Genomic DNA, 25,774 nt, shown 5'->3' with positions numbered 1-25,774 from the left:
TTTTTTACATATCCATATAAACGATCCTTTTAAAATCAATGCAGGTTGCATCAAGTTTAATGTCATGAAAAGAAAATTTTTTTAAATAAGACAACAGTTTTTATATAAGAAAAATATGGTTACAGAAGAAAAGTATAGAATAATTTTCAAATAAACTAGAATTATTCCTACGAAAGTATTATGTAGACGGAATTTTCAGTAAATATGACATGTTCTCGTTATAATTCTGTTATTCTCGTAATCCAATTTAAATATGCTTGTTCTTTTTGTACCGAAATTCTATGTTACGATAATTCACGTGATAAAAATTAGCCGATGGGAGGCAAACAAATGAAAAAGTCATTATTATCTTTGGTTGCAGCAGCGGCAATTTCTGGAGCTGCCGGCACACAAGCACAGGCAGAGGAAATCGTCGTACATAAGGGGGATACACTTTGGGGTATTTCTAAGGAATACGGCGTAACAGTAGATTCTCTGAAAAAATGGAATAACTTATCGAGTGATGTAATTCATCCAAACGATTTACTAGAAGTATCTCCTATTAAATATGCACAAGTTAGAAAAGGTGATACGCTTTGGAGTATATCTAAGGCTTATGGTGTTACAGTAAATGATCTTAAAGATTGGAATAAATTATCATCCGACCTTATTCATCCTGGAATGAGTCTGGCAGTGTATACAAACATGCCAGCTGACATGAAGGTTGAGAAAAAGTCTGCCAAGCCGGCTGCAACTCCGGTTGCAACGCCCGCAGCTGCACCTGCAACTCAGGTCACAGCACAACCAGCTGCAACAAAGCCTGCAGCAGCGACAAACCAGATTACCGTTGAAGCGACAGCTTATACAGCAAATTGCACAGGATGCTCAGGGATCACAAAGACAGGTGTGAACCTGAAAGCAAACCCAAATGCAAAAGTAATTGCTGTTGATCCAACTGTTATTCCACTTGGATCTAAAGTATATGTTGAAGGCTATGGCTATGCCACTGCTGAAGATATTGGCGGAGCCATCAAAGGAAACCGCATTGATGTCTTTATCCCTACTCAAAGCGCTGCTCTTCAGTGGGGAAGAAAGCAAGTGAAAGTTACAATCTTGGATTAAAAATTAGTACAAAATTGGATTTGAATTTAGTTTGGAAAAGCATTGGCAATTTGCCAATGCTTTTTTTTATTTTTCCTGTTTTGTTTTTGTCTTAAACGTTTTACCTTTAATAATTTTCTTTTGAGTGATATTGGGCATGATAAGGCTTAAGAAAAACTGTGAGAATTTGGAGGACTGTTCTTCAATTTTTTCAAGGATTGAGTTAGCTTTTTGCGATAAAGATATCTTGATGTCGCCAAGTTGATCGGTGATTGTTTCGCCAACAGCATCTTGTTTCCCGAGTCGTTCCATGATTGTTTCATGGAAAATACCCTGTAAATCCGAATGTTTTGCCAGCATATCCTGCAGTTCTTCCTGCTTTTGAGCCTGGATAACCAGAGCATTAGTGACATCTTCGTATTCGAGAAGCTTTCGATTCAAGTCCTGAATCATTGATTGCTGATGGGCAAGCTGATTTAAAATCGCCTCACTTGTAAGCTCACGATTCAAGAGAGCCTTTGCAAATTGTTCGTGCATTTCTTCAAGTTTTATCAGCTTATCATCGATTTCTGAGGTGGATTCCTTCTGATCAGAGATATTTTCCATGACTCTTTTTGAAATATTCTCTTGTTTGGTCAAAAATGAAACCATTTCCTGAAACTGAGTATATTGTTCTTGTCTGTTATGCTCCAGGTTACGATCGAATTTTGTTACGCTACCAGTTAATTCATCATTGAACTTTTGCTGCTCATATAGGATTTCTTGTAAATAGTTTAGACGGAATTTCTCCTGGTTGCTCTGTTCTGCGATTTTATCGTTATTTCTAAAAACCTGTGGTGAAACATATCCATTTACAAATAAAGGCATAGGCATCACTCCTCGTTATAAGTTGTCATATATACTATGAATTCTTTTGCAATAATGGTACTTGCGGGAAAGATAACACTTATTACCTTTTATTAAATAGAGCAGATTGCAGCAAGCTAATAAAAACCGCTTTAAAGAAAGGAGCAGCTGATATGTTAACACAAGGGCAACTGTCGGCATTCAAGGCAGAGCTTCTCAAAAACAAACAAGATCTTGAATCCCACCTTGACGGTAATGACCATTTTGACCTGAGAAGTGGACATGCTCATGAGTCAACTGGTGAGCTTTCGAGTTATGATAACCATCCAGGGGATGAAGGAACCGAGTTATATGAACGGGAGAAGGATATTGCACTGAACGACCATGTAGAATATCAAATTCAGAGTATAGATAAAGCCATACAGGCGATTGAAAAAGGAACATATGGAAAATGCGAGGCTTGCGGGCGTGAAATTCCCTATGAGCGTCTTCAAGCTGTACCAGAAACGACCTTTTGTATTGAACATACACCTGACCGCACCGTTTCCCATAACCGACCTATAGAAGAAGGTGTGCTAATGCCTCCTTTTGGAAAATTCGATCTTGATAACAAGGATGAAAATGTCGCCTTTGATGCAGAAGATTCCTGGCAAGAGGTTTCTAGCTGGGGTACATCCGAAACTCCTTCTGATTTTGTGACGCCACAGAATCACTATAATGACACTTATATTGAGTCAGAAGAGAACGTAGGGTATGTTGAGGATTTTGAGAATTTTATTGGTAACGATATTACCGGTAAAGAAATAACCGTTTACCCGAATAAGCAGCATGAGAAGTACGAAAACGAGCTCGATGAAGAGGGAATTATGACATCCTTTGGCGACCTGCCTGCTTACGAACATGATCCATATGTAGAGGGCGATAAGTAGAAAAGTGAAAAAGACCAGCGATGGTCTTTTTTTGTTTCTTAGAAAATTATAAAATTATTTAGTTGTGGAGAACTACATGGAGTTTTCTTAATCCAGCTCCAGCGCCTAGCCCCTCGAGTCGCTTGTCTAGCTGCGGCTCCTAACTCCTCGAGACGCTTCGGTCCTGTCAAGTCAAAGAAAGACTTCACTGTCAGGCCCTCCGAGGCACAGGACGTGCTAGACCCGCCAGCCACAGGATGTGGCGTTATAGGCGGGCAGCGCTTGTCGGAGTTGGGCAGTCGCCTCCGCTTTTCGAAATTGTCTAGTGTCGCCTCCTAGAAACTTCGAAACTTCAACTCCGCCGGCAGAAGCAAAAAGCGCTTCTTTGTCGGGGCTGAACGAGGCGCTTGCGCTTTTTGTTCCTTGCATTATAATAGGATTTTTTGTCATGATTAAAACCTCTCATGACGGGGAAAAGACAAGCATACTTAAAAGTCAATGAGAGGTGAGCCATAATTGAAAGAGAGAATTAAGTACTACGCAAAGAGCCTGCTGGGCGAGCTGAAAAAAGACCGTGCAACAGGACTGGCTGCTCAACAGGCGTATTATTATATGCTAGCATTGTTTCCATTACTGATTTTGTTGATCGCCATTGTTCCATATTTAAATATCGATCCCCAGAAAGCTATAAATGTTGTGAATCAATTATTGCCATCGCAATCTGCTGAATTATTAAGAGATAATGTTGTAAAACTGGTCAGCGAACGAAACGGCGGTTTGCTTACTTTTGGTATCATAGGAACGATTTGGTCAGCATCAAATGGGATGAACGCTTTTATAAAGGCTATGAATATTGCGTTTGATGTAAAGGAAACGAGATCATTCATTAAGGCAAGACTGCTATCAATAATGCTGACATTAGGACTGATATTGGCGTTTGTGGTGGCGCTCCTCTTGCCGGTTTTCGGAAGTGTGATATTGGATACTGTCCAATCGATTATCAAAATTCCTGAGCCATTTGATATTGTTTTCAACATTGTAAGATGGCTTGTCGCTATTATCGTGATGGCAGCAGTATTGGCAGGTTTATATCGAGTAGCTCCAAATAAACATTATCCATTTAAGCATGTAATACCAGGTGCGATTTTCGCAACAGTTGTTTGGCAGCTGATTTCCCTTGGATTTTCTTTTTATGTCAGCAACTTCGGAAACTATTCAGCCACGTATGGAAGCATCGGCGGAGTCATCGTATTGATGCTGTGGTTATTCCTGACTGGACTCGCCCTTGTTCTTGGAGGGGAAATCAATGCGCTTTATCACAGGGACAAAACTGGTGAGGAGCCCATCGAAGAGCATGCAGCTTCAGTAAATAGTTAAGGCTCTTTTAATTACAAGAATAAAAATCGGCTTCTGGATTAGCACTTTCATTAAAGGAACCGTAAAAAAAGAGCCACGAAAATTGTCAGTATGAGTTCGACTAGATCTATATGATAAGCAACAATAAATGTGAAAAAAAGCCAAATTACAAAAAAACAGCAGATTTTCTGCTGTTTTTTTATTTAAATATGAAGTGACTGGGGCGGAAGGGGAAATCCCTTCCTATTTTCAATAAAGCAACTCATATACTTCATTTAATTGCTGAGCACGTTTTTCGTCCAGTTCATTTTTGGCATACTCAATTGCTTCAGGGAGAATTTTATTTAGAAACTCTATTTCTTCAGCGGTTAGGTCCCTGACAAAGTCACCCTCAGATGGGTAACCTCCTTGTTCTAAGCGTTGATAAATCTTCTTGCTAAGTGGATACGTCTCTGTGTAATTGGAAATGATTTCGCGTAAATAAGCCTGTGTTTTTTCCATGGTTTACTCCTTGAAGTATTCTTTGAATTGTTCAGAGTCGGTGATTTGATCGTTATTAAAATAAGGATTTTCTTCTGTTGCATCACTCGGATCCAGATTTGTCTTTATGACCAGCTGTGGTCCATTTGCGGGTTCTGCGATAACTCGGTCTGTCATTTCCTTGAAGTCAGGAACCTTTTTATTTCCAGGCTGTTTATTTTTCATTTTCAACACCTCCATTTTATAACTTGCTTTATTGAAGGGTAGTTTATGTACAGAGCTAATTATTGGAAAAACTTCCATAAGTGTTTTCTCTGTTAACTTGGGGGGAAACATAAAATGTACCTAACTGGAATGGGGTGGCGAATTATGAAAGCAGTTACTTATCAAGGTTCTAAAGACGTACAAGTGAAAAACGTAGAAGCACCAAAAATAGAACATGAACAAGATATGATCGTGAAGATTACCTCAACAGCTATTTGCGGGTCGGATCTCCATCTTTATCAGGGCAACATGCCTCTCCGTCCAGGCTACATCATTGGACATGAACCAATGGGTATTGTTGAAGAAGTGGGTCCTGGCGTTAAGAATTTGAAAAAAGGGGACCGTGTGGTCATTCCTTTCAATGTTTCATGTGGTGAATGCTTCTACTGCCAGAATCAGATGGAAAGCCAGTGTGATAACACTAATGAATACAAGGATACAGGGGCATATTTTGGTTACACCGAACAATATGGCAATCACCCTGGGGGGCAAGCAGAGTATTTAAAGGTGCCTTACGCTGATTTCACATCATTTGTAGTACCTGAATCATGTGAGCTTGAGGATGAATCGTTATTGTTTCTGTCGGATGTCATCCCAACAGCCTGGTGGAGTGTAGAGCACGCTGGCGTGAAAAAGGGCGATACAGTCATTGTTCTTGGCAGCGGGCCAATTGGATTGATGACGCAAAAATTCGCCTGGATGAAAGGTGCAAAACGAGTCATCGCTGTCGATTACCTAGACTACAGGCTTATGCATGCTAGAAAAACAAATAGTGTCGAAATCTTTGATTTTACACAGGAAGATGATCCGGGGAAATTCCTCCAGGACTTGACAGACGGGGGTGCCGACGTAGTAATTGATTGTGTAGGTATGGATGGAAAGAAGTCTGTTGTGGAAAAAGTGGAACAAAAGCTGAAGCTGCAGGGAGGTACCCTTTCCGCACTGGAGATAGCCCATACAGCTGTACGCAAATTTGGAACCGTACAAATTACCGGTGTTTATGGATTAAGGTATAATATGTTCCCGCTTGGCCGATTCTTCGAACGCAATATCACGATGAAAATGGGACAGGCTCCGGTTATTCACTACATGCCAAAACTATTCGATATGGTCACAAACGGTGAATTCGACCCAACTGACATCATCACGCATAAGATTCCGCTTGAAGATGCAGCAAAAGGATATGAGATGTTCAATGATCGAAAAGATGATTGTATCAAGGTAGTATTAAAGCCTTAAGTTTCTACTGAAAAATTAGTTTGCAACAGGTAGCCGATATAGCTGCAAAGGTCCTGGCTTAAGCAATAGCTTTTGCAGGGCCTTTTTTATTATAATGATGAAAACAGTAATAGTTAGGAGCACTAATTTTGGGAAAAGTGTTTGCTTTTTTTTATGATAAACTCATGGGCCCTCTTGAGAAGAAATGGATAGCAAGAGTCAGGAAAAAAATAGTTTCTGGAATAGAGGGAAACGTACTTGAAATTGGTGCAGGTACTGGTGCGAATTTTCCTTATTATTCTAAAGTTAAGGTGGAACGGTTGGTAACATTGGAGCCAAATCCTTATATGCTTGAGCAGGCAAAGCGCAAGGCGAATGGATTAAAATTGCCAGTCGAGTTCCATCAGGGGATGGCAGAGACACTACCATTCAATGATGATGAGTTTGATACAGTTGTCGCCACGCTTGTTCTTTGTTCTGTTAGTGATCCGCAAAAAGTTTTTCAGGAAATGAGAAGAATATGTAAACAAGGTGGGAAAATTGTCCTCTTTGAGCATGTCAGAACCGAATCGAAATCGCTTGCGGCACTGCAGGATGTCCTGACTCCCACGTGGAAACGGCTATGTGATGGCTGCCATTTAAATCGTGATACAGGTCGCTATATGAAGGAATCCGGAATTATAATGGTAAAAGAAAAGAAGTATTTTAAGGGTATTTTTGTTGAATATGAGGGGCTTAATCCGAAATAAACGGAAGCAAGCACGCCCTTCACTCTTCTCCATACACTGATACAAAGACTTTGGGGAGGATAGGCATGTATCCTTATTATGACCATTACAGACAGAACCAAAAGCTTATTAATGATCTAATTAAAGCTATAAATGGCGAATACAGTGCGACACAATGCTACGCTAAGCTTGCAGGTATGGCGCCGAATGAGGAACAGCGGGACCAAATCAATGAAATACTAAATGATGAAAAAAAGCATCTCCGGCAGTTTTCACAAATTTATACAACTCTAACAGGAAAGCAGCCACGTCCGCAGATGGTTGAAGAATGCGGTGAAACGTATCTTGAAGGACTTGAAGCATCTTTCAAGGATGAACAAAAAACAACTGATTTTTATCATGAAATAGCGGATGAAGCTGCAGACCCGGTAATAAAAGAAGTTTTCAGGCGTGCAGCTTATGATGAGCAGAACCACGCCGTGTGGTTCCTCTATTATTTTGGAAAAGAAAAGTAGGAGCTGGAGCATTCCAGCTCCTTTTTCCTATTTTTATAGTTTTCACTATTTCTACATATTTAATGCAAAAATACTAGAGTTATCTATACTAGAATGGGTATAGAGAAATTGAAGAGGCATTTGCAGAAACTACATAAGGAGGAAAACATTATGAAAAACAGTCTTGCTATTATTATTGGATTTTTAATCGTAGGATCATTATTTGTTGGCTGGAAAATAAGCCAGGACCTGGGGCCGGCTGAAACAGCAACAGCGCCTCAGCCGCAAACTGAGAGTGCCAGCAAAGAAATTGAGTTCAACCCGCCAAGCATGGAGGACGTACCTGATGGTCCTCTAGGTGAAAGTATTAAATATGGCCATGAGCTAGTCATGGAAACAAATACAGTAGCTGATGAGTACGTCGGCAATAATCTTTCATGTGCAAGCTGCCACGCAAATGGAGGTACAGTGAAAGAGGAAGCACCGATGGTCGGACTTTCTGCAGTCTATCCAGAATACAGGCCGCGCGAAGGTGAGGTTTACACTCTGGAAGATCGTATCAATGGATGTATGATCCGAAGCATGAATGGAAAAATGTTCCCGACTGACAGTAAAGAAATGCGCGCGATGATTGCTTATTTGCAATACATGTCAGAGGGGGTACCGGCTGGAGCGGACCTTCCATGGAGAGGGCCTAAAGAGCCTAAGCAATACCCTGTTCCTAGCGTTGAGGACGGAGAAAAGCTTTACGCACAATCATGTGCAAGCTGCCATGCTGCTGATGGTTCCGGTACTGGAACAAACACAGGACCTGCTGTTTGGGGAGAAAACTCTTTCAACGACGGTGCAGGTATGTCAAGAATGACGAAGATGGCGGGATACGTTCAGAAGAACATGCCTAAAGGGCAAGGTGGAACTTTATCTGACCAGCAAGCGATCGATTTGGCTGCATTTATCCTTTCACATGACAGACCAGAATTCGAAGGGCATGAGGGCGACTGGCCAAAAGGCGGTAGACCGGCAGACATCATGGATAAAGAAAAACGTGAGCAAGTCAAAAACGGTACAATCGATTGGGAAGCAATTCTCTCGGTTAAAAATTAAGTCTAGCAGAAACCCAGCACCTGCATTTGCAAGTGCTGGGTTTTATTATAGTTCGCCTTTATACAATGTCAGGTAACCAAGCTTGTGTGAGGTAAAAGCACTTACAAGAACTATAAAGATCAGTAAACATAACAGCAGCCAATCCCTTTTAGAAACGGAGATTTCCTTATAAAATTCTCGGTTTCTATCTCCTGTAAAACCTTTTGACTCCATCGCAATAGCTGTTCTTTCTGCTTTTCTGATTCCGCTCGCCAGTAAAGGAATAGCATACTTCTTTATTTGCTTAATTTTATCCAAGAAAGTTTCTGTTCTTCCAGCACCTCTGATTCGATGGGCACTCCTGATTATCTCGAATTCATCTTTTATCAAAGGAAGAAATTGATATCCCGCCATGATGGAATAAGCAATCTTCGGAGATAGCCTGCATTGCTGCATTAAGCTAAGCAAAAAGTTAATCGGATTAGTCGTAAGGGCAAATAAAAGCGAAAGGGAAGCGAAACTCAGCACTCTTAATCCAAGCGATATGCTCCTTTGGAATCCTTCTGCAGTGATGGTGATGAACCACCATTCCCAGATGATGCTGTCTCCCGGATCTACTCTCGGAAACATAAGTGATGACCAGACATAGACAATCGCCATGAAGAGAAAAGGAGAAAATAACAGAATCCAATTCTTAAAACTAATCTTCCCCAAAATAAATGTAATCGCTATGGTCAAAACGAAACTTAGCAAAGGTGTGACCGGATCGAAAAATATCGATAGCAGCAAGATGCTGACAAGAATGCTCAGGGCTTTAATGCTCGGATTCATCTTATTTAACAGCATATCTTCCCTCCACATGCATTTCTAATTCCCTGAGGAAAGGTAGTCTTAAATTAGCTCTAGCCAAAATTTCTGTTTGATTCCAAAGTTTTCCTGGAGGCTCGTAAAATATCATTTTTCCTTTTTCGAGTACCAAAACTTTATCTGCATAACGATCAATTAGATCCATATCATGGGTAATCATGATTATGCTCCCTGTCTCTGGTACAGCCTTTACAGCAAAGTCGATGATTTCTCTTGAAGTGATCGCATCCTGGCCAAAGGTTGGTTCGTCCATAATCAGAACCTCCTGGCCATTCACCAGCATGACTGCCACACTAAGTCTTCTTTTTTGGCCCTGGCTCAATGAGAAGGGATGACTGAAAACCTGTTTAGCCATACGAAGGGTTTTTAAAATTTCTTTACTCTTATATACTTGTGACCCTTTCTCTTTCGCTTGAAGGCTGTAATTTATTTCTTCGATAACAGAATCAGTAATAAATTGGTGCTCAGGATTCTGGAATACATAACCGAGCCTTCTCCACTTTTGTTCCTCATGCCAATCTTCTAAAGAGTGACCATACAACTTTATTTCGCCTCGTGATGGGATCAAACCGGCCAAACATTTGGAGAAAGTTGTCTTCCCGGATCCGTTAGCCCCAGCTATTGCAATGAATTCCCCAGCATTAAGTGATAAAGAAATATCCTGGATTATCAACTGATTGTCTTTCGAATAGCTGATATCCTCCACTTCGAAAATGGAAGGAGAGGGGTTCACCATTTGCTTGCGGACGTTAGTTGATAAAAATTCAATTGTACGCCTAATATCTTTACTATTTTCAATAATTTCATTGATTGTCATTGGCAGGGAAGAGTTCTTTAACAAACCGGCCTCCCGCAGTTTTATTCCTGCGTCAATTGTGCGGGGAAGCCATATGCCTTCACTAGCAAGTTCTTTGGCAAAATCTGCAAAGCAAATGTTTGGCGGACCATTAAAAAACAATTCACCCTCAGAATTCAAAATGATGCAGCGATCGACAATATCGAGCCAATTGTCCAGATTATGCTCGATAACGAGGACGCTGAAGGAATGGGTATTCTTTAACTTTTTTAAAGTTTGGACTAATTCAAACCCAGAAGCGGGGTCTAGATTAGCAGTTGGTTCATCAAGGATCAGTAATTCCGGTTCCATTGCCAGTGCACAGGCAATCGCGAGCTTTTGCTTTTGCCCTCCAGAGAGAGTGTGGATCAGTCTGTGTTTTAAGGGCAGCATGTCTACTAAATCAAGGACATAATCTATTCTTTCTACCATTTTTAATCTAGGAAACTGAATATTTTCTAATACGAAAGCCACTTCTTCCTCGGCAGTCAGCATACAAAATTGCGAATCTGGATCCTGCATGACCAATCCGATTTTTCGGTTTACTTCTCCTGGCTCAAAGGAGGATAAAGCGCGCCCTCTATAACTAATATAGCCTTTCATGATTCCATCAACAGACGAGGGATAAAGATTATTCAGACAGTATGCAAGTGTGCTTTTACCTGAACCGCTTGGTCCCAAAACAAGAAGATTCTCATTTTCATTTATTTCAAAAGTGATGTTTTTTAAGACAGGATCCTGGTCACAATCAAACCTGAAAGTTAAGTTTGACACTTGAAAAAATGGATGGCTAGGCTGAGATATCATCGTTCTGCTTTGCCTTTCTGGCTTCCTTTCCAAGCGGGAAGCTATTCAACGCTCCAGTTTTGGCGAGGCTGTCACTTATGTATTTACCTAGTAGGCCTGCTAAGATTGCTCCGCTTGCAAGCCTGACGAAAAACATTGCAGTTACATAACCAGGCGAGAGAGCAGCAAATCCTCCTAAAAAGTAACCCCATATGAAGCTGGTGATTGAAGATCCCATTCCTGCGGCTACCAGTACCCATGTTGAATAGTTCTTCCATTTGGTTGCCGCAAAAGCAGCTTCTGCACCTAGTCCCTGAATAATGCCAGCAAGAATTAGACGTGGACCCACCGCATTGCCAAGCATGACCTCTATTGTCGCCGCAATCGTTTCTGATAACACCGCTGCTCCAGGCTTCCTGATGATGTATGCAGCTATGATGGAAACGATGAACCAGATGCCGAATATCAAATCATAGCCAATAAGGCCGAACATACCAACAAGCACATTGCCGATTTGTAAGAATAGGAGGTAGATGACCCCAAAAACGACTGCCAGGACAGATAGGACAACAACCTCACGAAGTTTCCAGTTTGCGAGCATTATTGACCCTCCTTGCGAGAAGGGCTATTGGCTGACATGGTCACCGTCATGACAATATGTGAAGAATCACTGTTCCGGGCACTTTCAAACGCACTTTCCAATGCGGCAAAAACCTTTTTGGCGTCGCCATCCAATCTTGAGGCATAATGAACTCCTCCGCTAAAGACACCATGCTGGTCAACCGTCTTTATTTGATCGATAATTACATCCATATATCCTAGAAAGCCTAACGGATAGAGAGCGAACTGGGTTGCGACCTCCTGGTTGATTTTTTGTGAAAGCTCATCGTTCATTAAAATTGAATCTTCCGCCATGAAAGCATCACCGGCACTATCACCAGGACATCCATTTGAGAACGTAGCATTAAGGACCACATGGTCTCCACCCTTTGAAGCATTTAGGTAGATCGCTTTAACCACGTCAAAAACATGTTCTGAACGACCTCGCACACAAGTGCTGACATCATCCGACTTCATCCAAACTTTGGTTGTGTCTGTTTCCTTTAGTGAAGAGAGGATAATATCCACGAACCTGTCTGACATTGGGTGAATTGAAAACCTCGCCCCTGTAATCTCGCTAGTACCACAAAAAAATTCTTTCATCACGTTACATCTCCTTTTGTTCATTGATTGGAAAACAAAAAAACTGCATCCAGCGGGGTGGATGCAGTTGAATTCTATCGTTAGAATGAAAAAGTGATATAACGAAGAGCTTCACCTGCACTTCCCCACGCTGGTATTATCCAGATCGGGTAATAAGGGTCAGAACAAAGTTCTTCTCAGCCTAAAGCTCCCCTAGTGCAAAAAACTATGCAGTTGTGTTTCCAAAATCATCTTAATGTAAATAATCAGAATTGTAAATGCCCTAATTTTAAAAAATAAATCATTCGGAATCACTCCGGAAAAATTTTCTTTCGCAGTAGCTTTCCAGGGTGCCGAGCTCCTTATTCAACAGCCACTCCATTTCCTCCAACGCGGTTTTCGAGACAACAGGGTCACCAAAGGACCAATTCACAGTATATACGAAATAGTAATCTTTGATTTGTCGGAATATGGCGATCGAGTCGGGATAAACGTCAAATTGCGCTTTGATATTATATTTCTTTGTGTATGACCATTTTATAAGCTTCATAGAAAATCTCCATATTTATAATAATCTCTTAAGGGTTGATTCGATACAGTGCGAATGAGGTTCTTTTCTCACTACTAATTGCAAGTTTAGAACTTAAAAACAAATCTCGATATAAATTACCCTTTAAGACTGGGGGAGAAACGAATTTCAATCCAACATAGTGTTGCAAGATGACGGAATATGTTAAGATAGAGAACGTTGCTGTAGGGTTAGCGACATATATCTACATAATATCAAACTGCTAGCAATATGATAGATTTTTGTTTTTATATAGAAGTGGAAGTATTTGGAGGGAAGTCAAATCCATGAATGAAGCCCAGAGAATTCAATTGAACGTTAGAGTCTCCAAGGATACATCTGACAAGCTAGATGAAATTGTAGAATACTATCAGGAAAATACGAAAGTCGGCAGAGTATACAAAGGCGATGTATTAACAGATATTATTGAAAAATCATATGAGATCATGCAAAAGCAAAAGAAGTTGAACAGATAAAGCTTTTTTGGCACAAATTGTTGCTTTTTGAACATATACCAGGCCCCACATTATAAAGGTTTTTTCGAGGAGACTTTTGAACAAGAATTGTAATAATTGGTTGAGGAAATAACGAAATTTACCAAAAGATCAATAGATAAAAAGTACTATGCCAAATTGTCAATTCGTAAATGTGGCAAATTGGTGACAAAATAGTTGCAGTAATCAATAATTAGTCGTATTATTTAAATAATCTGATAATACGATAAGGTGGTTATTGATATGATGCGTATGGCAATTGCAGGTGTAGCCGGCTTTGTCCTTGTGTTCATTGAGTCATATATTGTGATGGTTTTTAAACAGTATGAGACGATTGAGTTTGGAGGAATGGCCCCGTTTGTGAGCGTCTGGTCGATGAACTTTTTCCTCGTTTTCTCCATCCTTACCCATATTAAATTTTGGTATGAAGAACGAGAAGCAGAGCGCGAGGAAGAGGCGGCCGAAAGAGACCGTTTCATTAGTTAAGGCGCTAATCGTAATGTTCGTAAAGCAATATGGAATATCGGTTAATGATAATGGGAGAAAGGCAGGATTGCCTTTCTCTTTAATTATGCCTTGCTTTGGTCTGTATCCATGTGGTCACGTTCTGCCTCTTCAGCTGCTATCCTTAATTCCTGAAAAAATAATTGATCATTGCACACCATGCTGTGCTGCTGCTCATTTTCCTCATTTGGATTTTTATGATTATTTTGCTTTTTCTCCATTTTTTCCGTCCTCCTTACACCTGGTTAATATTTGTTTATTACCTTTTTCCCTTATCAACAAAAATCATGCTTCGAGTAACTTAGTTGTAAGTATTTACTAACGATTTTAAATCATGCAAAAAAATTCATTAAGTGCTGCTTGCTGTGGGAAACTATTCCTACTTTACTAATGGAGGGAAACTATGGATGCACTGAAATCTGTTTATCACTTTGATAATGACCAGCAATTTCTTAAAATTGAGTTTCTAATTGCCTCAAAACAATCTCCGTGGCATGCTTATGTTTTTGATGAAAATTGGAATGACATCATTAGTACTGCTGCAGCCATTTCCGACACAATGGCCGATAGTATTGAATATGCTTATGAAAACCTGGGAATTCGCGGGAGGGTTGCTGTACTGGCAGACATCATGCCCGGCGATTCATTGACAGATATTATTGATGCTTCACTATTCCATCTGCAGGCATTGCTTTTCGCTTCAGCAATCATCGTAACCGGTGATTATGATTTAGAAAGCTTTGGTTTTTCTAAAGAAAAATCCCCTAGTGGAACTTCCTTGTATATTCTTTCCTCTGATGAAGTGGGAAATGATGCCTGCCGCTTTTTATAGAGTAATACCATTGTGCAGAGATGAGGACTTGTATAAGGTGTGTAAAAGTATGGAAAAATGGAGGTGAGATCTGAAGGAGTGATAGAATGGGTGAAAAGGATTTGCAAGATATGTTTGAATGGGCAGGTTTATCAGATGTTTATGAACAACACGGCTATAAAATGTGGCTGAGCGGCCTTGAAGATAATATTGATACCGAACTATTGGATCACTTTTCAGACGCTTATTCATTTGAAAGTGCCGAAACGATGTATTATGATGAGTTTTTATTCCATCTAAGAATTTTCAAGAATATCCGCAAAAATAATGAGCTGCCTCCCCGATTTTGGTGAGTGCATAGATACATAAGATTGGAGAGGAGTGGGATTGTGGAGCCGATTTCTGATCATTTACGTGAAAACCTTGACGTCATTTTTGTTGGTTTCAATCCGAGCATCCGGTCGTCTGAAACAGGTCATCATTACGCCAACCCAAACAATAGATTTTGGAAGATTCTTTTTGAAGCAGGCATAACTCCAAGAAAATATGATTCTTCAGAGGATTATCAGCTGCTGGATTTAGGTTATGGGATGACGAACATAGTTGCGCGTCCGACTAAAGCAGCGGATGAGATTACGAAAGAAGAATACCAGCAGGGGAAACTTGAGTTAAGGAGTAAAATCGAGAAATTTAGTCCCAAAATCGTTTGTTTCGTTGGTAAAGGTGTCTACCAGCAATACAGCGGCAACAAAGATATTCCATGGGGAAAACAGGAAGAACCTGTCGTGGCTGGTACCGTTGACTTCGTTGCTCCATCCTCAAGCGGGCTCGTGAGGATGAAGATGGATGAAGTAGTGGGGATTTATAAAGAACTTCCGTTATTGATAGACCATATAATATTTAAGTAAAAAAGGACCTGAGAGGTCCTTTTTTTTCTTTTAGGAAATTATAAAATTTATTTAGTTGTGGATTACTACATGTAGTCTTCTTAATCTAGCTCCAGCGCCTAGCCCCTCGAGTCGCTTGTCTAGCTGCGGCTCCTAACTCCTCGAGACGTTTCGGTCCTGCCAATGAAGTCAAAGAGCGACTTCACTGGCAGGCTCTCCAACGCTTGTCGGAGTTGGGCAGTCGCCTCCTAGAAACTTCGAAACTTCAACTCCGCCGGCAGAAGCAAAAAGCGCTTCTTTGTCGGCGGAGTCTCCAGTTTCTGCGTTTCTGGGCAGTCGGCTATACATTTCTATTTCGGTCCGCCCAATGAAGTCAAAGAACGACTTCACCGGTCGGCCCTCCGAGCACACGATGTGCTAGACCCGCCGGCCACAGGACGTGGCGTTTTTTGGCGGGCAGCGCTTGTCGGGGCTGAACGAGGCGCTTGCGCTTTTTGTTCTTCTGACAAGGGCATCGATAATCGGATCATATCCCTGCACTGGATGCCATTTTCGAAAATGGGTTCTTCATAATTTCTTATAAAAAAGTCATGATATATTCCAGTGATTCTGAAGCCAACTTTTTGATATAGAACCAGTTGGTTAATACTTGAATTCCCTGTACCTATTTCAACCGTTTTATAGCCTTTTTTGGCTGCAGTTTGAATCCCATGCTTAAGCAAGGTGGTGCCTAAACCCTTGCCTTGGTGGAATTCATCGACTGCCAGGTTCATAATTTCGATGGTATGATTACTAACCGGAACCAGTAAAATTACCCCGATTGTGACACCGTGTTCTGACTCGATAACATAGCACAAACCTTTATCTAAATACCTTGAAACCAGATCCTTAGAAGGATCAGCCAGGAGGAGCAGGTGCCAGGGCGGCTGTTCGCCGACTTTTAACATTCTAATGTCCATGTGTTTTCCTCTTCAATATAAGTAGATAAATAATTTTGATTAGCAGGTAGCCAATTGCACCGCCTATTGTGTTTAGTATAATATCATCGACGTCAAAACTGCCAACCCTGGTTGCAAACTGGAGGATCTCCACTGAGGTAGTCGCCAGAAAGACAGTACTAATCGTTCGCCAAAAACTGCTGAACCTTTTAAACAACCAAGGAAGGAAGATTCCTAACGGGAAAAAGGCAAGAACATTGCCAAATAAATTGGACATCCAGATACTTTGATTGATGTGCGAAGAAGCCTTAATGTAGTCTGTGATTGTTTTAAACGGGATGATGTTATATGGGTTGGTGCCTGCAGAATTGATTTCATATGCAGCCTGCCTGTATGGGCTAAGGAACAACAAAATTACGGCAATGATGATGTATATGATGAATAATGCATAAGAAATTGCTGAAATCCATTTCTTGTGTTTAAAATCTATTAGATTTAGCATAACTTCTCCTTAGGTTTGTTGGTATAAATAGCCATTGAAACGTTCATGGAATCTATTAATCTACTAAAGTATCGATTTAATTACCGGGTATATAAAACTTTGATTTTCAAATCATCAATTTAAACCAACTGCCTGAACAATTTTCAATTAAAATAAAAACCTTACCCCAAGGCAAGGTTTGATCATATGTATTCTCATCCTGCTAGAGCAGGGCCCCTGCCGTCCGTACAGTGGTTAAGTGTCCCGCAACAAGCGAATGTCCGGCAGAGGCAGTTATATTTTAACACAACTATGTTGGAAAAATACAATTTGAAGGTGGATACTTTTATTTTTATTTGGAATAGTGTTATGATAACAATGATTTTACCATAAGGAGATGATTTACATGGCTAAAAAAGGATACATACAAATGCAAAACGGTGAAAAAATCGAAATCGAACTATACCCAAATGAAGCACCTGGTACAGTTGCGAACTTTGAGAAGCTTGCAAACGAAGGCTTCTATAACGGTTTGACATTCCACCGCGTTATTCCTGGTTTTGTTAGTCAGGGAGGATGCCCTAGTGGAACAGGAACTGGTGGACCAGGTTACACAATCAAGTGTGAAACGGAAGGTAATCCACATAAGCACCAACCAGGTTCATTATCAATGGCACATGCTGGAAAAGACACAGGCGGAAGCCAGTTCTTCATCGTACATGAATCACAGCCACACCTTAATGGCGTGCACACTGTATTCGGAAAAGTTACTTCTAACTTGGAAGCAGCTAAAGCAATGAGCAACGGCGACGTTATGGAAAAGGTCGTTGTTACCGAAGAATAAGAATTTTTAAAAAGAGCCTGAGGGCTCTTTTTTTTGTACTTTTTTACCCATTGAATCGAACATACGCTCTTGTTAGAATATAGAAGAGATTAACTGTATAAAAATAATTTAATTACACAGTCTAACATTGAACAAATTTGACTATACTATCTAATTTTTATAAAATTAGCTTAATTAATCAAATTATAAATGTTGGGTGGAATGGGAATGGTGCCAGTTTCTGTATTCATAATGGATGTAACGGATTCTTCTTCTGCAGATTATGGCGAGGAGCTAAGCAATAATTTATCCCAGCTTGAGAGATATATTGGAGATTGGTATGGGAAGAGCGGTTCAGTTCAGGTTAAACACCGTTCTGGGGATGAACTTATTATGCTGTCCGAGGGATATTCATCCGCTTTTATTACTGCCTTTTATATAAGCTCGCTTTGGAAATATGAAAAAAACCCGCCTTATTTCGGGCTCTCCTATGGAAGCCTGGATAAAAAAGTAGCGGAAATTGATATTGAAAAGTGGATCCATCCATTTGTGAAGCAGGCTAGAAACGCGAATGACCATCTAAAAAAACAGAAGGACAGGGAATCCTTCCATTTTCAACTAAATGATGTTGAGCCTAGTTTGCATACATTAATAAATAGCATGCTCATGCTTCAGCATGTATTGAGAATAGAGCAAACTGATGTGCAACGGCTAGTGTGCTCGCTTTATCTCATCTATGGCAAGCAAAATGCTGTAGCCGAGCTTCTAGGTCGCTCGGCTCCTACGGTTTACAGCCATTTTAAGAAGGGCCATTGCGAACAGATCCTTCGTAGTTTCCGTAATATCGTCAGTTTTTTGGATGCCTGTCAGGCAAAGGAGTTCCCGGAAATGGGAAATAACCACACGAAGACTCTTGAAGAACGCATTAGAACAAATATTAAAAGCCAGGTGCAGGATATTTTCAGCTTCTAGATTCTGGTGAAAGGAGCAGGCATGCTTTTATTGAGTTTAATTATTGCGCATCTACTAGCCGATTTTTACCTTCAGACTGATCATATGGTGCAGGACAAGCTGAGAAATCTTAAAAAGCATATACTTCATCATCTTCTGGTAAACACAGCTGTACTCACGGCAGGGTGGCTCTTATTTTATCAGGAGAATGATCCGGTAACTTCTGTCGTTTGGCCAGTTCTATTCATAACAGGAACGCACCTGATCATTGACCTGGTGAAGATTAAACTTGTTGACCAATTTACGGTACGGGAAAATTTAAATAAACTATGGTTTTTTGTATTAGATCAGCTGCTGCATCTTTTCATGCTATTGATAGCTCTGCAGTTGTTTTATCAAAAATCGCTAGTCTCCAATGTTGATAGATTTATACAGCTGCTGTTCGAGGAAGGACGGCAATTGGGCGCTTCTAGTACGATCCTCGTCATTGTCATTATTTTAATATTGGGGACAACGGTCAGCGGACATATAATTCGTATCCTTCTTGGCTCTCTGCCTGGTCAGCTGTTAACCTTTGAAGGGAAATATACTTTTAAAAATGAGCTGAAGGAGACTGCTTATCCGCAAGCCAGCAATGGTCAAAGAGGGCTTTCTGAGCAATACAGCTATATGATTTTCAATAAGCATGATATGTCCCGTGGGAAGCTGATTGGCTATATCGAGCGGCTTCTGGTTATTCTGCTAACTTATTACAGCTCGTATCCAGCCATCGCCTTTATTGTTACTGCTAAATCCATCGCCCGTTTTAAGCAAATGGATGATCGTGACTGGGCGGAATACTTTCTCCTTGGTACCTTGACGTCCATGTTCATCGGTATCATGTTCGGAATCCTTTTAAGAGAAATATTAAATTAGTATACTATTGCCGCCTTTAGAAAACGTGATCACTTGATACCTTTTCGGTTTTTCCCAGCTTCAAGAGTGAAATAGAGTTAGTAGCGGAGTGATTCGAATGAACATCGTCTTATTCAATAATGATTTGCGTATTTCCGATCATCAGCCTTTGACCGAAGCAGCCAGGGCGGGAGAAGTATTGCCGGTGTATGTATTTGAACCTTCCCAATGGAAGGAAACTCCGCTTTCAGCCCGCCATTTTCAATTTGTTGTTGAAAGTCTGGAGGAGCTGTCACAGAGTATTGAGGAAAAGGGAGGGAAACTCCTTGTCGCAATCGATGAGTTGGAAACGGTTCTCGGGAAATTGCTGGATACTTATGATTCTATAAACTTATTTGCACACAATGATAATAGGTTAAAGGACAAAGTGGGGGGATGGGCGAAGCAAAATCAACAGCTTCTTTTTTCTTTTGGTTCGGACCTTGAAAATATCTCAGTAAAGCTTTTTAATAATCGTTTGAACTCTTATTTAAAAGAACCGATCGCTGAAGTTCCAAACAGGATTGATGTACCGTCAAAAATACCGGATTTTCTGTTCGCTGATTTTAAAAAACTTAATAATTTCAGAGTCAAGGGCTCTAAAATCCGCTTTGGGCAGCAAGGGGGAGAAATGAAGGCTATTGAAACGCTGGATTCTTTCCTCGAAGGCAGATTCACAAACTACATCGAAAACCAGCAAAAACCGCTGCCATCTTCGCTTTCATCCTCAAGGCTTTCTGCTTATATAACATGGGGGAACATATCGGTCAGGACCATTTATCAGAAAACTGACGAAAAATTGCAAGCATGTGAGCTGGAGGAAGATAAAATACAGCTTGCAGAGTTTTTATCAAAGCTTACTGCCCGGGTCAATATTTGCAGTATGAAAATAGAACATCAGCAATTGGGTGATGTAAGGGAAATTAAAAGGGAATGGAATGAAGAATGGTTCCAGCGCTGGCTTCAGGGAAGGACGGGAATCCCGATTATCGATGCAGCCATGAGGAGTCTGGATAAAACGGGTTGGATGAACTTTTCGTTGCGTGCTATGGTTACGTCTTTTTTTGCTAACACTTTATTGCTGGATGAGCAAAAGCTATCCGCTGCCCTGGCAGAGTTATATTTAGACTACGAACCAGCTGTGCATGATTTCTATATTCAGCAGCAATCGGGAATGAAAGGGAAAATGAAAATCATTGACCCTGTTAAAATCGGCAGGCAGCTTGATCCAGATGGCACGTTCATCCGCCGATATATCCCCGAGTTAAGCAAGCTTCCGGATGGATACATTCACGAACCGTGGCTTTACCCTGCTTTTTATCAGCTTGGCTATGAAGCACCCATGGTCGATGTGAAAAAGGCGTATAAAAATGCCAGACTACAACACCAGGCCATAGAGAAAAAGGGAAAGTCCGGCCGGAAAAAAGAGGAAGGGCAAACGGAGCAGCTAAGCTTTGATATTTAAGGAGGATTCTGTCATTTCACTCCTCCCTTTGAAGTAGGTCAGGGAAACTCCTATAAGGGTAATCACACCGCCTGCTATCGTCATGATCCCCGGTACTTCTCCCAACCATATCCAGGCAATCAGAAAAGAAGCAGCAGGTGTAAGGTATAAGGAACTTGCTGCTTCAGAGGCTCCGGATTGAGCTGTAATATAGGCTATAGCAAAGTAAGCAATCACTGTAGGGAAAAGTCCGAGATAAATAGCACTAATCGTTGCTCCTAACGGGGCTTCGGAAATCTGAGACACAATGCCAGGAGAAAAGAAAGCCATGAAAATGGTGGCGGCCCAAATCGTATAAGCTGTGAATGGAAGAGCTCCATATTTATCTAAATAATCCTTTTGAAAGACAAAGTAAAGTGATTCAGATAATGAAGCAATTAGTATAAAAAGTACTCCAATACCAAGCTCCAAACCCCCACCAGCGCCAAAAGAAATGAAGAAAATCCCTACCATACTGATGGAGGCGCCAGACCAGTACCATTTCCCAGTGCGCTCCTGGAAGAACATCCTCCCTAATAATCCGATAAAAACTGGTGAAGTCGAAACAAGCAGGCTGGCAGCACCGGCGCTGACAGTTAGTTCACCAAAACTAAGCGCCGTTTGATAGACTGCGAAACCCAGGAATCCGAATAAAAATATCACAGGCCAATCTTTTATTTCCGGAAGTTTCATTTTTATTACTGCACCGTAGCAAACAAGAGCCATTGATCCGACCAAGAGCCTCAAGAAAGACAAATGCTCTGGTGAATATCCTTCGAGACCATGCCTAATCCCCGCGAAGGCCGATCCCCATAATAAAATAACAAGCATGTGTGCTGCTCCCATTCTAATATTCATGTAAACCACCTCTGTTAAATACCATCCAATTTACTCCTATAGTCAGTTTTATCTTTCAAATATAACTGGGTCTTGGTAAAATGTATCCAACCAATAGGGGTTTATAAAAACCAACCAATTTTGAATGGAGCAGGGACATGAAAGCACCAAAATACAAAGTGATAATCGATTATATAAAAGAGCAGATTACAAACGGGATTTGGCCAGTTGGCAGCAGGCTCCCGAGTCAGCGTGACCTTGCAAAGCAATTCGGTGTGAACAGAAGCACAATCGTAACAGCGCTCGATGAATTAGCAGCAGATGGGCTGGTTGAAGGTAAACTGGGAATGGGAACAGTAGTTATTAACAATACCTGGACACTCATGCGGTCTGCACCACCGGTAAATTGGAATGAACAAGTGGGACTAGGCACCCATCAGGCAAGCCTGTCGACAGTCCAGGCTATAAATCTGGCAGAGGCCGATGAGAATTTGATTCAGCTGAGTAAAGGAGAACTATCGAAGGATTTATTCCCACTGGAAGAAATGAGGGCTGTTTTAACTAAGGTTGGACAGGAACTGGAGCCGTTCGGCTATGAAGATCCAAAAGGAAATCCACTATTGCGGGAAGCAATTGCTAAATACCTTAATCAAAAAGGAATCATGGTCCATGCTTCATCTATTTTAGTCGTTTCGGGTGCTTTACAGGCTTTGCACCTCATTTCGATTGGTCTATTAGAAAGGGAGTCAACAGTCTTTCTAGAGAGCCCATCTTATTTATATTCTTTATCCACCTTCCAATCTGCAGGCATGAAACTCCATGGAATCCCGATGGACAAGGAAGGCATCATCCCAGAGATGATAGAGGCATCGCATCACAGTAGGAAATCGGTGTTATACTGCCATCCAAATTTCCATAATCCCACAGGTACTCTTATGGGAGAAAAACGAAGGCAGCAATTGCTCAAACTCGCAGAGAGTGCACAGCTTCCGATCATCGAGGACGATGTGTACGGTGATCTATGGCTAGACTCTCCTCCGCCGTCTCCCATTAAGTCGCATGACAGGCATGGAAATGTTTTATATCTTGGCAGCCTGTCGAAGAGCTTGAACCCTGGGTTAAGAATTGGATGGATTGCCGGGCCGGAAGCGGTCATTGACCGGCTGGCTGACCTGAAAATGCAGACCGATTATGGTTCAAGCTCTTTATCCCAACGAGCCGCCGCGGAATGGTTAGTCAGCGGATTGTATGAGAAGCATTTATTGAAGGTAAGAAAACAGTTAAAGGTACGAAGGAATGCCGCATTGGAAGCACTTGAAAAACACTTGAGCTCTTTTGCTGAATGGGACAGGCCTGCAGGCGGATTTTTTATATGGGTAAAAATGAATTCAGATATCTCCTTGCCTGATTTGTACAGGAAAGCTCTCGCAAATGGTGTGTTGATTAATCCTGGGAGGATTTACGCAACCCAAAAAATGCAGCACTTCAGGCTTTCTTTTGCGAATGCTCCGGTTGAGGACATACAAAAGGGAATCGCCATATTAGAATCGCTGATTGAAGACTGCTAGAATAGAAGAATATGAGTTTTAACTAAGTATGAAAAAACATCAAGGAGAATAAGGAATTATGAAATTAGTATCATGGAATGTGAATGGGATAAGGGCATGTGCTCGTAAAGGTTTTTTAGATTTCTTTAAAGAAGCGGACGCAGACCTTTTTTGTATACAGGAAACGAAGCTGCAGGAAGGCCAGATCAGCCTTGAGTTGGAAGGGTACCATCAGTTCTGGAATTACGCAGAAAAGAAAGGCTATTCCGGTACAGCTGTTTTTTCGAAACATGAGCCTCTATCTGTTAAGTACGGGATTGGATCAACTGAACACGATCATGAGGGCAGGGCAATCACTGCAGAGTTTGAAGAGTTTTATCTCGTTAATGTCTATACCCCAAACTCTCAGCGTGATCTGGCGCGCCTCGGCTACCGCCTATCCTGGGAAGACAAGCTCAGAGAGTACTTGCTTGAATTAGAAAAAACTAAGCCTGTAATTCTTTGCGGTGATTTGAATGTCGCCCACAATGAGATCGACTTGAAAAATCCAAAACCAAACCGTGGGAATTCCGGATTTACCGTTGAGGAACGGGGGAAGATGACAGAACTCCTCGACGGCGGTTTCGTTGATTCCTTCCGCCACCTGCATCCAGAGGCTAGGGATATCTACACCTGGTGGTCTTACATGAATAAAGTAAGAGAAAAGAACATTGGATGGCGTATCGATTATTTCATTGTTTCAGAAAAATTGGCACCTGCAATCAAAGAAGCAGGAGCAGAATGCTTTGTCATGGGGAGTGACCACTGCCCTGTAACGCTTGAACTAGATTTATAATTATTATTTCAATCCCTTCGAAATTTCGAGGGGGTTTTTCATATGGCTATTTTCATTGTTTGGTGCAGCTTTTCGCTGATTTTCGCCGAAGCTGTTCGAAGTGGCCCAGATTCTGACAGCTTTACCTGGAATTGCTCCATAGCTGTCAGAAGTAGTACTAAGTTCGGACAGCTTTTCACTGATTTACCTCAAAGCTGTCAGTAGAAACCCTGGTTCAGACAACTTTTTGCTGACTTCCTTCAAAGCTGTCAGAAGTAGCATCAGTTTCAGACAGCTTTACCCTGATTTCCTTCAAAGCTGTCAGAAGTAGTACCAAGTTCGGACAGCTTTACGCTAATTTCCTTCAAAGCTGTCAGAAGTAGCTCCAAGTTCAGACAGCTTTTCGCTGATTTGCTCCAAAGCTGTCAGAAGTAGCTCCAAGTTCAGACAGCTTTACCGGGATTGGCTTCAAAGCTGTCAGAAGTAGCTCCAAGTTCAGACAGCTTTTCGCTGATTTGCTCCAAAGCTGTCAGAAGTAGTACCAAGTTCAGACAACTTTTTGCTGACTTCCTTCAAAGCTGTCCGAAATAGCATCAGTTTCAGACAGCTTTACCCTGATTTCCTTCAAAGCTGTCAGAAGTAGCATCACGTTCGGACAGATTCCCTTCAAAGCAGTCAAAAATCTGTACGTAAAGGCAAATAACCTACACCTACCAGAAACAGTATGACATATTTAAGTTTGTTAAATAATAAAATATCCCAATCAAACGCGGGAAAAGCTGTTGTTTTAATATATTCAAAGAATTATCAAAACCTTTTCTTTTGATTTTTAGCTAAATGTTATATACTATAAATTAATAAGGATAACACATTAAAATAATCCTTGATAATGTTACATATTAATTATTGGGGGTACGTTGGTGGTGAGTTCTATTAAACTAACAAAACGGCAGGAAGAAATCGTTCAAATTGTCAAGGAGGATGGCCCGATAACTGGTGAACAGATTGCCGAAAAGCTGAAGTTGACACGGGCGACTCTCCGTCCCGACTTGGCGATTCTGACGATGGCGGGCAGCCTTGAGGCCAGGCCCAGAGTAGGCTATTTTTTCAATAAGGACAGAGAGAGACTGTTTGAACCGACAGAATTTCTTAATCTTAAAGTCAATGACTATAAAGGCCATCCGATAGTCGTTCAAAAATCATCTTCTGTTTATGATGCGATTGTCCAGATGTTCCTGGAAGACGTAGGGACGCTTTATGCTGTTGATTCTGAAAGTTGCCTGGCTGGAGTCATTTCAAGGAAAGACCTGTTAAGGGCTGCCATCGGAAACAAGAATCTGGAGGATCTGCCTGTAAGCGTCATCATGACGAGGATGCCAAATATTATAACGGTGAACCCTGAAGAAACCTTGGTCCAGGCTGCAAAAAAGCTTGTAACAAACAGAATAGATTCTCTCCCTGTCGTCCGTGAACTCAAGCATAAACCCGATTCATATGAAGTCATCGGACGAATAACGAAAACAACCATTACGAAGGTTTATCTAGAAATCGCAGAGCAAAAATCTGTCTAGGAAGT

The 25,774-nt window shown here is 41.2% G+C and carries 31 protein-coding genes, 1 pseudogene and 1 riboswitch; of the genes and pseudogenes, 19 read left to right on the top strand and 13 right to left on the bottom strand.

Features of this window, described 5'->3' with window-relative positions:
• Positions 1–330 precede the first annotated feature (330 nt).
• Positions 331–1,101: a 3D domain-containing protein gene (locus tag TY49_RS10455; RefSeq protein WP_041965845.1), complete on the top strand. Its 771-nt coding sequence runs from the start codon at positions 331–333 to the stop codon at positions 1,099–1,101.
• Positions 1,102–1,167: 66 nt separating this feature from the next.
• On the opposite strand, the gene TY49_RS10450 is transcribed toward TY49_RS10455, so the two are convergent.
• Positions 1,168–1,947: a hypothetical protein gene (locus TY49_RS10450; protein ID WP_041965844.1), complete on the bottom strand. Its 780-nt coding sequence runs from the start codon at positions 1,945–1,947 to the stop codon at positions 1,168–1,170.
• 152 nt (positions 1,948–2,099) lie between these two features.
• On the opposite strand from TY49_RS10450, the gene TY49_RS10445 reads away from it, so the two are divergent.
• Positions 2,100–2,855, top strand: a complete 756-nt coding sequence (locus tag TY49_RS10445) for a TraR/DksA C4-type zinc finger protein (protein ID WP_041965843.1) — start codon at positions 2,100–2,102, stop codon at positions 2,853–2,855.
• 495 nt (positions 2,856–3,350) lie between these two features.
• Positions 3,351–4,211 (top strand): YihY/virulence factor BrkB family protein, encoded by an 861-nt coding sequence (locus TY49_RS10435; RefSeq protein WP_041965841.1) that lies wholly within the window; start codon positions 3,351–3,353, stop codon positions 4,209–4,211.
• Between the two features lie 228 nt (positions 4,212–4,439).
• Here the strand turns inward: TY49_RS10435 and TY49_RS10430 are convergent, their stop codons facing one another.
• Both TY49_RS10430 and TY49_RS10425 read right to left on the bottom strand, forming a co-directional pair.
• Positions 4,440–4,691 (bottom strand): sigma-G-dependent sporulation-specific acid-soluble spore protein CsgA, encoded by a 252-nt coding sequence (locus TY49_RS10430; protein ID WP_023613968.1) that lies wholly within the window; start codon positions 4,689–4,691, stop codon positions 4,440–4,442.
• A gap of 3 nt (positions 4,692–4,694) precedes the next feature.
• A complete protein-coding gene (locus tag TY49_RS10425) occupies positions 4,695–4,895 on the bottom strand; it encodes a hypothetical protein (protein ID WP_041965840.1) in 201 nt (66 codons plus the stop codon).
• Between the two features lie 144 nt (positions 4,896–5,039).
• On the opposite strand from TY49_RS10425, the gene TY49_RS10420 reads away from it, so the two are divergent.
• The 4 genes from TY49_RS10420 (at position 5,040) to TY49_RS10405 (ending at position 8,478) form a co-directional block, all read left to right on the top strand.
• A complete protein-coding gene (locus TY49_RS10420) occupies positions 5,040–6,173 on the top strand; it encodes a zinc-dependent alcohol dehydrogenase (RefSeq protein ID WP_041965839.1) in 1,134 nt (377 codons plus the stop codon).
• A 137-nt stretch (positions 6,174–6,310) separates the two neighbouring features.
• Entirely contained in the window at positions 6,311–6,901 is a 591-nt protein-coding gene (locus tag TY49_RS10415) for a class I SAM-dependent methyltransferase (RefSeq protein WP_232310433.1), read from the top strand.
• 65 nt (positions 6,902–6,966) lie between these two features.
• Complete coding sequence (locus tag TY49_RS10410; protein WP_041965837.1) at positions 6,967–7,395, top strand: ferritin-like domain-containing protein; 429 nt, start codon at positions 6,967–6,969, stop codon at positions 7,393–7,395.
• A gap of 150 nt (positions 7,396–7,545) precedes the next feature.
• On the top strand, positions 7,546–8,478 hold the full coding sequence (locus tag TY49_RS10405; protein ID WP_041965836.1) for a c-type cytochrome: 933 nt from the start codon (positions 7,546–7,548) through the stop codon (positions 8,476–8,478).
• A gap of 45 nt (positions 8,479–8,523) precedes the next feature.
• Here TY49_RS10405 and TY49_RS10400 read toward each other — a convergent pair whose 3' ends face one another.
• The 5 genes from TY49_RS10400 to TY49_RS10380 form a co-directional block, all read right to left on the bottom strand.
• A complete protein-coding gene (locus TY49_RS10400) occupies positions 8,524–9,303 on the bottom strand; it encodes an energy-coupling factor transporter transmembrane component T family protein (RefSeq protein ID WP_041965835.1) in 780 nt (259 codons plus the stop codon).
• Positions 9,290–10,966 carry an ABC transporter ATP-binding protein gene (locus TY49_RS10395; protein WP_041965834.1) on the bottom strand — a complete coding sequence of 559 codons (1,677 nt, stop codon included), beginning with the start codon at positions 10,964–10,966 and terminating at the stop codon, positions 9,290–9,292. Before TY49_RS10395 ends, TY49_RS10400 begins: the two co-directional genes overlap by 14 nt.
• Positions 10,950–11,546 (bottom strand): ECF transporter S component, encoded by a 597-nt coding sequence (locus TY49_RS10390; protein WP_041965833.1) that lies wholly within the window; start codon positions 11,544–11,546, stop codon positions 10,950–10,952. Before TY49_RS10390 ends, TY49_RS10395 begins: the two co-directional genes overlap by 17 nt.
• Complete coding sequence (locus TY49_RS10385; RefSeq protein ID WP_198135608.1) at positions 11,546–12,148, bottom strand: YkoF family thiamine/hydroxymethylpyrimidine-binding protein; 603 nt, start codon at positions 12,146–12,148, stop codon at positions 11,546–11,548. Before TY49_RS10385 ends, TY49_RS10390 begins: the two co-directional genes overlap by 1 nt.
• A 105-nt stretch (positions 12,149–12,253) precedes the next feature.
• A riboswitch (TPP riboswitch) is annotated at positions 12,254–12,352 on the bottom strand.
• Positions 12,353–12,428: 76 nt separating this feature from the next.
• Complete coding sequence (locus tag TY49_RS10380; protein ID WP_041965831.1) at positions 12,429–12,677, bottom strand: protein YuzH; 249 nt, start codon at positions 12,675–12,677, stop codon at positions 12,429–12,431.
• 305 nt (positions 12,678–12,982) lie between these two features.
• Here TY49_RS10380 and TY49_RS10375 point away from each other — a divergent pair, with 305 nt between their 5' ends.
• Together TY49_RS10375 and TY49_RS10370 are read left to right on the top strand one after the other, a co-directional pair.
• Positions 12,983–13,171, top strand: a complete 189-nt coding sequence (locus TY49_RS10375) for a hypothetical protein (RefSeq protein WP_041965830.1) — start codon at positions 12,983–12,985, stop codon at positions 13,169–13,171.
• 261 nt (positions 13,172–13,432) lie between these two features.
• Positions 13,433–13,675, top strand: a complete 243-nt coding sequence (locus TY49_RS10370) for a hypothetical protein (protein ID WP_041965829.1) — start codon at positions 13,433–13,435, stop codon at positions 13,673–13,675.
• An 83-nt stretch (positions 13,676–13,758) separates the two neighbouring features.
• Here TY49_RS10370 and TY49_RS24630 read toward each other — a convergent pair whose 3' ends face one another.
• The gene (locus tag TY49_RS24630) at positions 13,759–13,914 is read right to left on the bottom strand and encodes a hypothetical protein (RefSeq protein ID WP_156972658.1); all 156 of its coding nucleotides are present in this window, start codon (positions 13,912–13,914) and stop codon (positions 13,759–13,761) included.
• 182 nt (positions 13,915–14,096) lie between these two features.
• Here TY49_RS24630 and TY49_RS10365 point away from each other — a divergent pair, with 182 nt between their 5' ends.
• The 3 genes from TY49_RS10365 to mug all read left to right on the top strand — a co-directional run bounded on the left by TY49_RS10365 (position 14,097) and on the right by mug (position 15,412).
• Positions 14,097–14,525 carry a hypothetical protein gene (locus TY49_RS10365; protein WP_041965828.1) on the top strand — a complete coding sequence of 143 codons (429 nt, stop codon included), beginning with the start codon at positions 14,097–14,099 and terminating at the stop codon, positions 14,523–14,525.
• Between the two features lie 86 nt (positions 14,526–14,611).
• On the top strand, positions 14,612–14,857 hold the full coding sequence (locus TY49_RS10360) for a hypothetical protein (RefSeq protein ID WP_041965827.1): 246 nt from the start codon (positions 14,612–14,614) through the stop codon (positions 14,855–14,857).
• 36 nt (positions 14,858–14,893) lie between these two features.
• A complete protein-coding gene (mug, locus tag TY49_RS10355) occupies positions 14,894–15,412 on the top strand; it encodes a G/U mismatch-specific DNA glycosylase (RefSeq protein ID WP_041965826.1) in 519 nt (172 codons plus the stop codon).
• Positions 15,413–15,580: 168 nt separating this feature from the next.
• Here the strand turns inward: mug and TY49_RS10350 are convergent, their stop codons facing one another.
• From TY49_RS10350 to TY49_RS10340, 3 genes and pseudogenes are all read right to left on the bottom strand, one after another.
• Positions 15,581–15,781: a hypothetical protein gene (locus TY49_RS10350; RefSeq protein WP_041965825.1), complete on the bottom strand. Its 201-nt coding sequence runs from the start codon at positions 15,779–15,781 to the stop codon at positions 15,581–15,583.
• A 116-nt stretch (positions 15,782–15,897) separates the two neighbouring features.
• A pseudogene (locus TY49_RS10345) lies at positions 15,898–16,350 on the bottom strand (GNAT family N-acetyltransferase); the annotation flags it as partial.
• The gene (locus TY49_RS10340) at positions 16,340–16,831 is read right to left on the bottom strand and encodes a VanZ family protein (RefSeq protein ID WP_041965824.1); all 492 of its coding nucleotides are present in this window, start codon (positions 16,829–16,831) and stop codon (positions 16,340–16,342) included. The pseudogene TY49_RS10345 and the gene TY49_RS10340, both read right to left, overlap by 11 nt.
• Positions 16,832–17,216: 385 nt before the next feature.
• On the opposite strand from TY49_RS10340, the gene TY49_RS10335 reads away from it, so the two are divergent.
• The 4 genes from TY49_RS10335 (at position 17,217) to TY49_RS10320 (ending at position 20,982) form a co-directional block, all read left to right on the top strand.
• Positions 17,217–17,654 carry a peptidylprolyl isomerase gene (locus TY49_RS10335; RefSeq protein ID WP_041965823.1) on the top strand — a complete coding sequence of 146 codons (438 nt, stop codon included), beginning with the start codon at positions 17,217–17,219 and terminating at the stop codon, positions 17,652–17,654.
• A gap of 207 nt (positions 17,655–17,861) precedes the next feature.
• A complete protein-coding gene (locus TY49_RS10330) occupies positions 17,862–18,605 on the top strand; it encodes an RNA polymerase sigma factor (RefSeq protein ID WP_041965822.1) in 744 nt (247 codons plus the stop codon).
• A gap of 30 nt (positions 18,606–18,635) precedes the next feature.
• Positions 18,636–19,499 (top strand): DUF3307 domain-containing protein, encoded by an 864-nt coding sequence (locus TY49_RS10325; protein WP_198135607.1) that lies wholly within the window; start codon positions 18,636–18,638, stop codon positions 19,497–19,499.
• Positions 19,500–19,596: 97 nt separating this feature from the next.
• Positions 19,597–20,982, top strand: coding sequence for an FAD-binding domain-containing protein (locus TY49_RS10320; protein WP_041965820.1), 1,386 nt, complete (start codon positions 19,597–19,599; stop codon positions 20,980–20,982).
• Here TY49_RS10320 and TY49_RS10315 read toward each other — a convergent pair.
• On the bottom strand, positions 20,965–21,858 hold the full coding sequence (locus tag TY49_RS10315) for a DMT family transporter (protein ID WP_041965819.1): 894 nt from the start codon (positions 21,856–21,858) through the stop codon (positions 20,965–20,967). The two genes, TY49_RS10320 and TY49_RS10315, sit on opposite strands and share 18 nt — an antisense overlap.
• A 137-nt stretch (positions 21,859–21,995) precedes the next feature.
• On the opposite strand from TY49_RS10315, the gene pdxR reads away from it, so the two are divergent.
• The 3 genes from pdxR (at position 21,996) to ccpN (ending at position 25,769) form a co-directional block, all read left to right on the top strand.
• A complete protein-coding gene (gene pdxR / locus TY49_RS10310) occupies positions 21,996–23,405 on the top strand; it encodes a MocR-like pyridoxine biosynthesis transcription factor PdxR (RefSeq protein WP_041965818.1) in 1,410 nt (469 codons plus the stop codon).
• Between the two features lie 58 nt (positions 23,406–23,463).
• The gene (locus TY49_RS10305; RefSeq protein ID WP_041965817.1) at positions 23,464–24,219 is read left to right on the top strand and encodes an exodeoxyribonuclease III; all 756 of its coding nucleotides are present in this window, start codon (positions 23,464–23,466) and stop codon (positions 24,217–24,219) included.
• Positions 24,220–25,121: 902 nt separating this feature from the next.
• Entirely contained in the window at positions 25,122–25,769 is a 648-nt protein-coding gene (ccpN, locus tag TY49_RS10300; RefSeq protein WP_041965861.1) for a transcriptional regulator CcpN, read from the top strand.
• The last annotated feature ends 5 nt before the right edge of the window (positions 25,770–25,774 follow it).

The organism is Mesobacillus selenatarsenatis SF-1 (genome assembly GCF_000813125.1).
GTDB lineage: Bacteria > Bacillota > Bacilli > Bacillales > Cytobacillaceae > Mesobacillus > Mesobacillus selenatarsenatis.
The sequence above is the reverse complement of the archived record's forward strand: the minus strand, read 5'-3'. Positions and strand labels throughout refer to the sequence as shown.